13 protein-coding genes are annotated in these 13163 nt (G+C 31.3%); 8 read left to right on the top strand and 5 right to left on the bottom strand.

Features of this window, described 5'->3' with window-relative positions; translation table 11 throughout:
• Positions 1-47 precede the first annotated feature (47 nt).
• From D3P13_RS17840 to D3P13_RS17805, 8 genes are all read left to right on the top strand, one after another.
• Positions 48-1142: a peptidase MA family metallohydrolase gene (locus D3P13_RS17840; protein WP_117884232.1), complete on the top strand. Its 1095-nt coding sequence runs from the start codon at positions 48-50 to the stop codon at positions 1140-1142.
• Positions 1143-1303: 161 nt separating this feature from the next.
• Complete coding sequence (locus tag D3P13_RS17835; RefSeq protein WP_117884231.1) at positions 1304-1714, top strand: DUF6326 family protein; 411 nt, start codon at positions 1304-1306, stop codon at positions 1712-1714.
• A gap of 2 nt (positions 1715-1716) precedes the next feature.
• Positions 1717-2427 (top strand): DUF4386 domain-containing protein, encoded by a 711-nt coding sequence (locus tag D3P13_RS17830; RefSeq protein WP_117884263.1) that lies wholly within the window; start codon positions 1717-1719, stop codon positions 2425-2427.
• 177 nt (positions 2428-2604) lie between these two features.
• Positions 2605-4857 (top strand): serine hydrolase, encoded by a 2253-nt coding sequence (locus D3P13_RS17825; protein WP_117884230.1) that lies wholly within the window; start codon positions 2605-2607, stop codon positions 4855-4857.
• Positions 4858-5207: 350 nt separating this feature from the next.
• Positions 5208-5807, top strand: coding sequence for a LytR/AlgR family response regulator transcription factor (locus tag D3P13_RS17820; RefSeq protein WP_157972958.1), 600 nt, complete (start codon positions 5208-5210; stop codon positions 5805-5807).
• A gap of 150 nt (positions 5808-5957) precedes the next feature.
• A complete protein-coding gene (locus D3P13_RS17815) occupies positions 5958-6536 on the top strand; it encodes a methyltransferase family protein (RefSeq protein WP_117884228.1) in 579 nt (192 codons plus the stop codon).
• 28 nt (positions 6537-6564) lie between these two features.
• Positions 6565-8085: an ArnT family glycosyltransferase gene (locus tag D3P13_RS17810; RefSeq protein WP_117884227.1), complete on the top strand. Its 1521-nt coding sequence runs from the start codon at positions 6565-6567 to the stop codon at positions 8083-8085.
• Between the two features lie 428 nt (positions 8086-8513).
• On the top strand, positions 8514-8927 hold the full coding sequence (locus D3P13_RS17805) for a DinB family protein (RefSeq protein WP_157972957.1): 414 nt from the start codon (positions 8514-8516) through the stop codon (positions 8925-8927).
• Positions 8928-9239: 312 nt separating this feature from the next.
• On the opposite strand, the gene D3P13_RS17800 is transcribed toward D3P13_RS17805, so the two are convergent.
• From D3P13_RS17800 to D3P13_RS17780, 5 genes are read right to left on the bottom strand one after another with little or no spacing between them, the layout of a single operon-like run.
• Positions 9240-10055 carry a DUF4138 domain-containing protein gene (locus D3P13_RS17800; RefSeq protein ID WP_117884225.1) on the bottom strand — a complete coding sequence of 272 codons (816 nt, stop codon included), beginning with the start codon at positions 10053-10055 and terminating at the stop codon, positions 9240-9242.
• 31 nt (positions 10056-10086) lie between these two features.
• Positions 10087-11010: a conjugative transposon protein TraM gene (gene traM / locus D3P13_RS17795; protein WP_117884224.1), complete on the bottom strand. Its 924-nt coding sequence runs from the start codon at positions 11008-11010 to the stop codon at positions 10087-10089.
• Positions 11011-11021: 11 nt separating this feature from the next.
• The gene (locus tag D3P13_RS17790; protein WP_117884223.1) at positions 11022-11636 is read right to left on the bottom strand and encodes a conjugal transfer protein TraK; all 615 of its coding nucleotides are present in this window, start codon (positions 11634-11636) and stop codon (positions 11022-11024) included.
• 60 nt (positions 11637-11696) lie between these two features.
• Positions 11697-12515, bottom strand: coding sequence for a hypothetical protein (locus D3P13_RS17785; RefSeq protein ID WP_232829234.1), 819 nt, complete (start codon positions 12513-12515; stop codon positions 11697-11699).
• Between the two features lie 27 nt (positions 12516-12542).
• Positions 12543-13124, bottom strand: coding sequence for a conjugal transfer protein (locus D3P13_RS17780; RefSeq protein WP_117884262.1), 582 nt, complete (start codon positions 13122-13124; stop codon positions 12543-12545).
• Positions 13125-13163 lie beyond the last annotated feature (39 nt).

The following is a 13163-nucleotide window of genomic DNA, read 5'->3' as shown; positions in this document are numbered from 1 at the left end:
GTAACAATTATTGATTTGAATCGTCCTATTACTAAATAAAAACATTTATGAAATTCAGGTTCTTAATTCTCATTCTTTGTACAAGTATAATTACGGGATGCAATCAACAAACGACTGAATCAATTGCCCCAAGTTCTTGGATTGGAACAGTAAAAATGGGAGATGCGAATCCAGAAGTAGTTTTCAATATTTTCAAAGATAGTTTAGGACAACTAGCGGGAAATGTTGGTGTGCCGAGTAAAGGTGTTCAGGGCATCCCTTTGAGTAAGGTGTATATTAAACAAGATTCAATCATTTTAGAAAGTTCTGCTGCACAATTAATTTACAAAGGGATTATTGAAAATAATGGAAAAACTATAATTGGCAAATGGATAGAACCTACAAATACATCCCCACTTATTCTAGTGCCATTAACCAAAACAATTGACTATGATAATTTTAAAAAAGAAAATACATCATCTTTAGATTTAGAATTCACTAGTGAAAACTTTAATTTTTATTCAAAAAAAGAAGATTCGAAAGTTCTGGAAAGCTTATCAAAAGCACTTGAAAGTAATTATTTAAGAATAACAGAGGATATGAAAACTAGCTTTAATTCAAAAATCGATGTTTTCATTTACCCAAATATTCAATCATTTCATATTGCTCTAAACGTGCCCGATGCACCTGATTGGGTTGTTGGAGCAGCGAGTAAAAATGAGTTAAAAATGGTAAGCCCTTTAAATCCTGGGAGTGAACATACGTATGAATCACTTATGAAAGCAATTGTTCACGAGCTGACCCATACAATCGTTCTGAATTTCAGAAAACAAGGGCTTGGAGGTTTGCCAAATTGGCTCAATGAAGGTTATGCTTATTACGAGGCAAATCAACTTGACGAAGTTCAACGTAAATTAGTCCAAAATCAAATACTTAACAAAACAGTTCCATCTTGGAATGAATTAGAAAAAGCCAATAATTATCAATTTGGAGATATGAACGGATATCCGGTTTCGTCAACAATTATCGAATTTCTAGTAAAATCTTACGGACTTGACAAATTAAAGCAATTTATTATTGAACCAGAAAGCGTTGAAAAAATTTATAAAATGTCTAGAAAAGACTTGGAGGTTTTATGGTTGAAATATTTAAAACAGGGTTAGGGTCATAAAAAACCGAGCCTAATTATGAAGATTCTCAATTAATTCATTGTTAGGCAACAAGCTAAAAATCGAACTATATTTAAAATTCAGGCAACCATTTGAAAAGTTATTACGTCTATATAAATAAGATACTTGTAACCGAACTTTAAAACCAAAAGAATATGTTAGAAAACCCAAAAGTGAATATCAAAATTAAACTTGCTTCATTGTGGGCTTCTGTAACTTTCTGTTATTTATATGGAGACTATTTTGAACTGTATACGCCGGGAAAAATAGATAGTTTGCTTTCAGGCGATAATATTATGGATAGTCCCACCACATTGTTAATAGCATCAATAATTTTGGTAATTCCATCGGTAATGGTTGCACTTTCAATTTTCCTTAAACCAAAAATAAACCGAATTCTGAATATCGTATTTGGAATACTTTTTACTATAATGATGGTCGGGATAGGAATAATGTCAACTAACGAATGGTATTTATTTTATGTCTTTTTAGCGTTTTTAGAAAGCTTTATTACCGCGTTAGTCGTTTGGTACGCTTGGAAGTGGCCAAAAGAAAAAATTATATAATAATGGAAATAGCGTCACGAAATAAAAAAGCAAGAATTGCGGGAATATTATATTTATTACTTGTCATTTCTGGATTTACATACCTTGTATATATTCCATCAGAATTGATTGATTTGAAAAATGCCACAAAAACAATAGAAAATATAAGAAGTTCTGAACATTTGTTTAGACTTGGAATTGTAACTGCAATCTGCTCTTCTCTTATTTTTATGTTATTACCTTTAGCACTTTACAACCTTCTAAAGAACGTAAATAAAGTTTCAGCAAAATTTATGGTTCTTTTTGTAATAATAAGTGTACCAATTTCTTTTGTAAACATTTTAAACAAATTTTCGGTATTAACCTTAATCAATAAATCCGAATATAGACAAAAAATTGGACAAACGGAATTTCAAACCCAAGTAATGCTATATCTCGAAAATTATAATAATGGAATTCAAATTTCACAAATATTTTGGGGACTTTGGCTTTTACCATTTGGATATTTAGTTTACAAATCTGGATTTCTTCCGAAAATTTTAGGTGTGCTTTTAGTGGCAGGATGTTTTGGGTATTTAATTACATTTTTAGGAGGTTTCTTATATTCAGATTTCAATAAAACGATTATTTCTGACATTTTAGGATTTCCAGCACCAATTGGAGAAATCGGAATTTGTTTGTGGCTTCTAATAATGGGAACAAATAAACTAAACTTTAGAAAAAAATTGCAATAAAAGAATAACAATCAATGTGAAAAAATAGAACCGAAAAAAGTCGTATATAATTTAATGCTAGTTCTAGCTTAATTACGAAAATCCTATCGGATTTTCTATTTGGTTTCTATTTGCTAATTTACGTGTTTAACCACGTAACTAATTATACAAGAAACACGCTAAACAATATAGAAAACAATGAACAGAATAATTACAATATTCTTAATATATTTCCTTTTTTCAACAATAACCAACGCTCAAAATATAGTTATAGAAGGGGTAATAAAAGACTCGGAACAAAAAGAAGCATTGCCTTATGCAAATATTTTTTTGCAGGAAAATTATTTTGGCACCATAAGTAACCAAAACGGACAATTTAAAATTGTCATTCCACAAGAAAAAAGAAATGATAGTTTAGTTGTCTCATATATAGGGTTCAAAACACAAACCTTTAGTATATCAAACATTAAAAATCCTTTGGAAGTGTTTTTAAAAGAAGACGAAACAACTCTTAAAGAAGTAGTAATTACTGGATATACGGCAGAATCAATAATAAAAAAAGCAATAGAAAAAATACCAAGTAATTACTTTTCTAAACCTTATAAATCCAAAGGGTTTTACAGAGTTACATCTCAAAAAGATAATAGCTATATACACTTATCTGAAGCTGTTTTTGGTGTTTATCAATCTAAAATTGACAATCCTAAACAGCAATTTAAGTTGGAAAAGATGCGTGCCATAAAAGATGAAAAAGCATCTCAAGGAATCGATTTGGGTCTAAAACCAAATGGCATTTATGATTTTGATATTATGAATAATTTAGACGAGATAGAATTATTAAATAAGAAGGGACTGAAACGACATACCTTCAAAATTGAAGGTTCAGAATTAATTAATGGTAAAGAAGCTTACAAAATCACTTTCGACCAAAAGGACATTAAAAAATCTGGTTATAAAGGTTATATGCTCATTGATAAAGAAAGCTTTGCCTTTGTCTATTTCAATTTCGGCTTAAGCCCAAAGGGGATTTCTTATTACAAATATGGAGATGCATCTACAAGAGCATTAATGAAAATTGTAGGTGTAAATATTGATATGAGCAGAAGCAATTATCAAATTTCATATAAAAAATTCAAAAATAAATATTACCTAAATAACGTAGGTAATGATGCTACTTTAACTTTTCAAAGTGAAAGAGAACATTATAATTTCACAACTGACACAAGGGTAGATTATTTGGTAACAGAAATTAAAACCGATAGTATTTCGCCCTTTTCTAATGATGAAATATTAGGTAAAGGAAAATTAATAGAAGAACAAAACTCAATTTATGATGCTAAATTTTGGGAAGATTATACTATTATTCTTCCAACAAATGATTTTAATGAAATTGCAAAAAAATTAGAAGCAAACAATAAGGCAAATAATTTTAAGGTTGAGATTGAGGACAAACTTTATAAATTACCAAAAGACAAAAAAGTGAGAATAGACTCTATCCTCACTTTTTACAATCAAAAAGACTTATTTAATGGTAATGCATTGATTTCTTTTGAAGGAAAAACCATTTTTCAGAAAAGCTATAATAACGATTTCACAAGTAATAAAGCAAATTCTCAATTTAGAATTGGTTCTTTAAGCAAAACATTTACTTCAATGATAATTGCCCAACTGGAGAATGAAGGCAAATTAAATTATAATGATGAAATTAAAAAATATTTACCAAACTATCCAAATGGTAATGTTACAATAAGCCAATTATTGAGCCACCAATCGGGAATCCCTAATTTCTTATCGAATAAAGCATATCTTCCACAGATATTATCGAATAAATATTCCATTGAGGAAGTTGTAACTCTATTTTGTAGTGATACATTAGAATTTGAATCTGGAAGTAAATTTGAGTATTCCAACTCGAATTTTGTCATTTTAAGTTTAATTGCCGAAAAAATCGTTGGAAAAAATTTCAAAGAAATCTTGAACCAAAATATATTCAAACCACTAAATATGAGCGATACTTATTTTGGAGAAAGTACTGATAAAAAGGCTCTTGTAACTAGTTTTATGTATGGAAACTCTGAAATAAAATATAATTCTCAAAATGTAGGAGGAGCTGGTGGAATTACTTCGACAACTTCTGACTTATTAAAATGGAGTAACGCCCTCAATAACGTACAATTACTTCCTCAATCAAAATTAGATAATTTATTTAAACCACAGGCTGAATACAATGATTGGGATGCATATTATGGATATGGTTGGATGATTGACAGATATATGTTTTCTTCCTCAAAAAAACACAAGATAAATTATCATCCTGGAACCGATTTCGGATTTTATTCAATGTTCGTAAAACAACCTGATTCAGGAATTACCATTATATTATTAAATAATACGGGAGAATTCCCAAGATTTGAAATAACCGAGCTAATATTAAACGAATCGAACAAATAACTTGGCCTAATAATATCTATAATTTTAATATTGCATTCCTTTAAAAAAACTACATTTATAGCCTCAATAGAACATTCAGTGTAAATCAACACATATGCCAAACAGCCCTATCCTTTTTATTACGAGGACTTAAGAAAAGTATTTTTACTAGTCTGTTGTGTTTCTATTGCAAGCTTTTTGTTTTCTTATCTATTTGAACCTTTCTCTATAAATCCGGCTGAAAACAAAATTAATGGTTTTTGGATTGTTATTTTACACGCATTTATTCCGATTCCAATTGCGATGGGCTATCTTTTTTGCTCAACAGAATAGTAAAAAACACAAGCCGTTGGACACTCGGAAAAGAATTTTTGCACTTATCACTCATACTGCTCATTATCGGTCTTGTCGATTTTTTACTTCGTGATTTTATTTATACCAATCCCGATAATTGGTCGTTGCGTTACCTTTGGGAAGAAATTCGGAATACATTTTTGGTAGGCAGTTTACTACTTGCAGTTATATTGCCGCTAAACCTTGAGCGACTCTTGTATCGACATTTGAGTTTTTTGAAAAGGCTACCAACGTATCCATCAACAGCAACAATCAGTAATTCTGTACACATCGACACACCTATTGCGGGAGAACAATTTGAATTAAATATGGACAAGTTTCTTTTTGCAAAAGTAGAAAGCAACTATACTGAAATTGTTTGTAGCAACACAAACGGGTTCGAAAAATCGTTAAAACGTTTGACATTAAAAGAGCTGGAACAACAACTCAATCCCTTTTCTTTTGTTTTTAAAACACACCGTTCCTATTTGGTAAATCTGAATTCCATCGAATCCATTTCTGGCAATGCCCAAGGATATATGCTTCATTTAAAAAATTATTCTGAAAGCGACATTCCTGTATCTCGTTCTACGATTCAAGAATTTAATAGCATTTATTCCCATCGAGATACTCACTAATTTGTATTTCATCACTCTTGCTTGTTGTTGGTCACTTAAACTCTCGCTGAATTGGTTTTGTCTTTATTTTTGTGAGCATAAAACAATAATGATGTTATTTTTTTGTGATGAAAAAGCACATAATAAAAAAACAGAAATTAAAAATAATTTATGAGTGACTACATAAAAATCGGATTAAAAATCACTTGGTTAATTGTATTGACCTATTGGTCTATTTCAGGGTTTTCTGCCAAAAAAGTCAAGAGCCAAGAGCCTATTCTGAAAAGATTTCTCTTTTATTGGCTTCCTTTAATTGTTGCAGGATTATTGCTCGGTCCAACAGAATGGTTTATGCATATACTGATAAGGGAAAATTTTGTCGAGCACACCAATTTTGTTGGTACAATCGGTCTTACAATTTGCATATTAGGAGCAATTATCACTTGTTGGTCAAGATACAGATTAGGTAATAATTGGAGTTTGTCCGTGCAAAACAAAGAAGACCACGAGCTGATACAAAGTGGATTGTATAAAATTGTACGACATCCAATTTATACCGGATTCTTGTTGCTTTTTATCGGAAACGCGATAATAGTTGGAGATTATCGAGGAATTATAGCAGTTCTAATAGTTTTTATATCATTTTGGTTCAAACTTACAAAAGAGGAAAAATTACTGACCGAGAATTTTGGAAATCAATATCTTGAATACAAAAAAAGAACAAAAGCCTTAATACCTTATATTCTTTAATTAAAATTGACTCAAAAAGTGAAACCTAATGAATAAACAAACCAAATTGTTAGTTTTATTATTTTGTATTATAAAATTAACTTTACATTTAGTAGCGGACACTCATTCGGGTTTTCAGGGAGATGAGTTGTTACATATTGAAGTTGGAAAACACCTTGCCTTTGGCTATATGGAATTTCCACCTTTAATCGGTGTCATAGCATATATTCAGAATCTGTTTTATTCCAATTCCGTTTTTATCCATCATATTTTTCCTCACATTGCAGCCATACTCATCATCATTTATTTGGCAAAAACCACCATTGAATTGGGAGGAAAAAACAAAGCAATATTTTTTGTGCTGTTTGCTATTATTATAGCACCAGGCTTTGGGCGTTCACAACAACTTTTTCAACCGGTGGTTTTCAGTCAGTTATTTTGGGTCTTGGGGTTTTACCAACTGGTAAAATTTGTAAAATATCTCGATAGAAAATCGTTATGGTATCTTACCATATTTTGCATTCTTGGCTTTTTAACAAAATATGACAGTATCTTTTTTCTTTTTGGACTGTCGGGAATATTACTTTTTCAAAGAACAAGAACAGCTTTAGTCACACACAAATTTTGGTTAAATATCATAGTTTTTCTACTTTGTATTGCACCAAATATTATTTGGCAATTTTCAAACGATTTTCCTTTACTACAAATGAGAGACAGGCTTTACCAAACACAATTGGATAAAATAAGCAGGTTAGAGAATTTAACAAGTTTATTAATTGCAATTAATCCGATAGTAACTTTGATATTGGTAATTCCTACAATTTTTTATCTTTTCAAATCAAAAAGGCAAATTGAAACTCGGATAATATCAATCACAATAGGAATGTCCTTTCTACTACTTTTGTTTAAAAACGGTAAAACTTATTATTTCTTCCCGATTATATTAACTCTCTTGCCATTTGGAGCATTATTTTGGGAGGAAATAGTAACACCTAAAAGAAAATGGATAATTTATCCTATTTCGGTACTAATGATTTTTGGTACTGTGCTTATCCCTTTTGGAATGCCTATTTATAGCTTTAATCGTTATCTTGAAAAGGTCTATCCATTCGAAGAAAAAGAAATTCAAGGTGGTGAATTTGGGGTAAAATATGATGAATATTATACACAAGACAAATGGAAAACAACAATACAAGCGTTAAAATCCGTTTATGACGGTTTACCCAATAATGAAAAAAAGAATACTCTAATTTGGGGAAAACATTATGCACAAGCTGGAGCTGTGAACTTGTTCGGGGAATCATTGAATCTTCCAAAAGCATTTTCTTATCACGGAAGTTTTTACAATTGGACATCAAAAGGTAAAATGCCTCATACTCTTATCGCATTGAGTTATCAAGTTGGAGATTTCTTTAAGCCTTATTTTGAAGAAGTGACTTTGGTCAGGTCAATTTATAATCCGTATGCGGATACCGAGGAAGAACTATATCAACGGATATATATCTGTAAAAATCCTAAACAAGATTTCGAGAAAATGAAAGTCCTGTTTAATAATAGAATATTTGAATAAATTTAGTAATTGCTTTTGCTCTTTTCGTCAGATTAAGAATATTGGAATATTACATTACCATCAAATGTTAAACACAAATTGATATTAATTTGTATAAATTTTAATATTGCGTTCCTTTTAAAAAAAACCTACATATATAGCCTCAATGCATTAATTATAAAATCAAAGCTTAAGCCGAACAACCATATCCTTTTTATTAAATGGACTTAAAAATAGTATTTTTACTCGTCTGTTGTATTTCTTTAGACGTAGTCCTATAAAACGAACATTTAATAAGACAATCAAATATTATTTATAACTTGCTTTCCAAAGTCTAAATAAACGATGAAAAATATTTTAACCTTGATAGGACTTGGAATAATAATTTTTAGCTGTTCGAAAAGAAATGTGATTCGAATTCGAAGGTAAAATCATTACTCGTTCAACAATTGAAAAACCCTCACACGAATGAAGGATGGTTCGTGCCAACAAAAAAAGCAATTGAAGGACTCACGTTAGAACAATCTAACTTGAAGGATAGCACAGAAAATCATTCGATTGGAGAATTGGTTTCTCATTTGATTTTTTGGAATGAAATGAATCTCAAAGAATTTAAAGGAGAAAAAGTACCCGAATTTAAAGCTGGCAATAAGGAAACTTTCAAAAAGAACAATGGAACGGATTGGGAAAATGCAGTAAAAAAATTAGATAGTATTCAAACGGAATGGGAAAAATTGACCGAAAATGCAACAGGGGAACAAATTATTGAGTGGAATACAGAAATTGTCAATATGACAGCACATACTGCTTATCACACAGGACAAATTATTTATATTAGAAAACATAATGGTTGGTGGAAATAATCAATTTTTAAATTGGAATACTAATCATTTACAGGAATAAGATTTTACAATTCAAAGAATGAAGTTAAAAGTCTCATAAAACGAACATGGCTGTTGTAGAACTCCAATAAATATCAATTAATTAAAAATGATAAATTTAATTTTACTTATAATACTAACATTATTAACCGAGATTATGTCCTTCTTAAAAATGTAGAACATTTAGAAGAACTGATTTAAAAATCTGTTTATATTTCCAAAAATTTCATAAAACGAACGTTTTATGAGACTATGACATTTACGCTAATTCTTAATAAACGATAGTTCGTGCATCTACAACTTCATCTCCCTATTCCCATTTTTCTCTTTAATCTGAACAGACAATTTTTCTGAACTTCCTAAAGTAAATTTAGGCATTACAACCACAAACATGGTAGTTTTTCCATTCACAAATCTATTTGGAAAATTATAGATATATATAGGTTGAATTTTTAATTGCTGAAAAGATGACTTCATTCTTTTATTGGCATTCACACTATAAAAATTAATATAATCTACTTCAAAGTCTATTCCAGACCTGTTATTAATCTCAATGACAGCGTATACTTCAGAACGGTCATAAATCAGCTTTTTTAGAGAAAACAAAATTGCATTACCATGTTTAACCTTTTGAACTGGATGCCTTTTGGTCAACAAATGTTCACTAAATTTTTCAAAATATTCTTTTCTATATTGATAGGGATTCAACAATTCAATTTTCAATAATGAATCTTGCTTTACTATTTTATTTATGTCTTCCACCTTTTTTGGAATTTCATTTCCAATACTATTTGTTTTGGGGATAAAATAATTCAATTGTTGAAGCTCTTTGTTATAAGCAATAATATAAGAGAAAACAGAACCATCATCACCAATGACCAATAGATTACTGGTTGCTCCAGACTTTGCCTGTAACAAACCTAAATACTGTTCGGTTTCTGTGTTATAAGTAAACACAAAATGCTGTGAGCCTGTAATTCCTTGTCGTATTGGAGTTGGAAAAAATAGGGCAACACTCTTTTTGTCATTGGCATAAATAGTGTCCAAAGATTGTTGTGTTTGGGATGTAACTGAATATGCTAATAGTATTATTGAGATGTAGATTTTCATTTGGATTTGTTTTAAATGTCCATTATGGAGCTTAACGAGGTTTTAAAATGAGTTTGTAATTATTGATGATGGTTACTTTTATTTTTCGGTTATGTCGTTGAAATACTTTGGTTACACTTCCCAATTGTGGCACTCCGGGAATATTCACTTCGTCTATAAGTTCTCCAGCAACTTCTTTGGCAATTTCACCCCTAAAACTATTTTCCACATAAATGCCTTCACTTCCATCTTGTAAGTCAAAAGCTTTTAATTTGGTGGGTTCGTGATTGATGTTTTCAATTTCAATCATGGCCCTATTGGGTTGAAATTTTATAAATCCATAGATAAGTGAGTTTTTGGGAATAAGCTTGTTATTAATGACAGCATCCTTTGTTAAACGCATACGCAAGCGATAATCTTTTTTGACCACTTGATTGCCATCCACTTCAACATAAATGGCTTTATCCGTATTGGTTTCCTTTTTTGAGTTCTCGTTTGTTGTTGGATCTGATGCAAAAAATTGCTCATGTTCTGTTCCCATCCTTTTAGCGGAAGTAAATAATTCTTGAAGCATCTTCAATGAATCTTTGAATCTATCGACTGGATTTGTATTGGTATGTGTTCTAGTGGAGTTCCTATTTGAATACTGAATTTGTCCATTTCGGTAAATACTATCAATGATGCGTTGCTTTTCCTTATCTATAAACTTAGGGTCATACGTTCCTGTGGAATCTAACAAACGTTCATCATAAATACTTGGTGCATTGGTTTGCCTCACTTCTTTTAAATCGTTGAGGGCATCAAGTTTTGATTTATACTGTTTTTGTTCGTCTATAAGTTCTGGGACTGGGACTTCATTATTCTCTATGACCGAATCCTCATCTTTCTTAAATAAAGTCGTTGCATATGCTATTATATACAGCAGAATGGAAGCAAGAATAATAATGAATACAATTTTCTTTTTTTGGATTTTCATAATTTGTGATTTTAATTGGATGCTACACTTTTTTTCAAGGTCTTTTCAAAAAAGTTGGTGATCAATAATCCATGTGTATTGTTGGGGAAATTTCGCTCGACATGAATCAAACTTCCCGTAGTGGTCAACTCGTAAGTATCAACCATAGTCCCACGGTTAATTTCAAATAGTACTATACATTCAAAACGATAAGGCTCTTTTTGTAAATCCACATTGGATTCAATTCGGATTACACGTTGCACCAATGAATACTGTAACAAACGGTTGTAAACGCCATCAGACTTTTTTTGTCGGTAAATGGCATCTACGGTGCTATCTCCTAGCCATAATGCTTTCGATAAGTTCTTTTCGTAATTACTGGCATCTATATTATAGAAATAAGTATGAAACAGTTCCAAATGTGCTTTGGTTTCAACTTCCAGATTTTCTTTTTGTGAAACAAGCTGTAAGGGTATTACATGACCATCTGTATTGACCATGTAAGCATTGTTTACGGATTTATTATAGAGATGGACTACCATAAATACTGAAACAATTGCTACGCTAGCGGAACTAATTACCACAGATAAAACAATAAACCGATTTTGCTTTAATAGCGAATAAATATTTTCATAGGGTGTTTTCATTCTTGTTTTTTATTGATTTTTTAAGCATTATTTTAATTGTCAAATGTGTCTTAGACATCCTTAGCCAGTAAAGAGTCTTAAGGTAAACGTGGTTGCCCTACGGTACAATCTGAATTTTAATAGGACTATAAAACCTATTGAACCAAACTCGATCAATGGTGCGAAATACTGCTCTCCCCAATCCGTTCCAAAGAGGTTGTTCCAAAAGTTGGTGTTGATTTCCGTATAAATGTTATTGATAAATACATTTACGAGAAAAAAAGCAGGAACGAGCATATATACTCCAGCGTAAAGCTTAAAGAAATTATAAGCCATTTCTCTAAATTTTTCAAATACAGCCAGACTTATAACCAAAGGGAAAAAAGCTTGCATAATGCCCAACAGGAAAAATCTTTCTGCCAAAAACAACGGATAGATAAACAAATCCAACAGCCATAGAAATACAGCGATGATAAAGGACAATATCCTTAGTCCAAAGAATGGGGTTACCAATGCTTCATATAACAAGGCCATGGCTTTCTTTGCAGCATCAATGATCCCAACATTTGTTTCAATATCAATGTCCTTTAATTGTAAAGGCAATAATGCAGGGGCGGTATCCGCATATTGGCTTTCAATAGTTACCAGAATGGAATCAAAAACACCTAATAATTGCGTTGAGAAAATGACAAGAATCACTACGGCAAAATTCTTTGCTAGTTCCGCAGGAGTTAATCCCCAAGTATAACCTTCTTTGGTTGCCACGCCCTCATTGTACTTTTTAAGTATGTTGACCAAAAAGAATAGCACTGCCAAGGTTTTCATCCCTAGGATGGTATAATGGGAAAATTCACTGCTTTTAATGGTTGTAAAAACGGCATCTATATATTCCAGCCCCATGCTGCTTTGTAGAAGGATTGACATTGCTTAATATTTTGCTTCCCTGTTATTGATTTTATCCTGCATTTCCCTAAAGGCAATGATCTCTTGGTACAATCTTGTCTTTTGATTGATTTCCGCTACCATTTCATTGGATTCAGCTTCTTTAGCTTTAATCATTTCCAAACGCTCTCCATCGGTCATTTTCAGATTGTCGTTTGATAAAATTTCCTCGATAAACTCAACACTTTTTATCGCATTATCGATAATGGCGTTAAAGGATTCTGTAATGCGTTCTATTTCCTCAGGTTTGACATAAGGCGAATTCAAGATGGCTTTTAAGTCATCTTTTACAACATTAAACAAGCGTTCATTGTTTTTTGCCAATTCTTTTACGGCTTTTAATTGCTTGATAACATTGCTTACTTTTTCAATATTTTCTTTTTGTTCCTCTAGAAATTTTACCGTTTTCAATAGTTCATCGGTTTGCTTTCCTGCTTCGGTCAACGCTTTCCCCATTTCAACATAGCTTGTGTGGTCATAAACAGGCTCTCCCTGGGCCGTGCCATTGGCACACACAAGTATTATTATTGTAATGGATAATACAATTGCACTAATATTGTTTTTCATAGTTTTTGATGTTAGGGGCATTACCCGATTTGAATTTTA

Origin of the sequence: Aureibaculum luteum, from assembly GCF_003449015.1 — a bacterium.
In the GTDB taxonomy this organism is placed as follows: Bacteria; Bacteroidota; Bacteroidia; order Flavobacteriales; family Flavobacteriaceae; genus Aureibaculum; species Aureibaculum luteum.
This window is presented reverse-complemented; position numbering and strand designations above follow the sequence as displayed.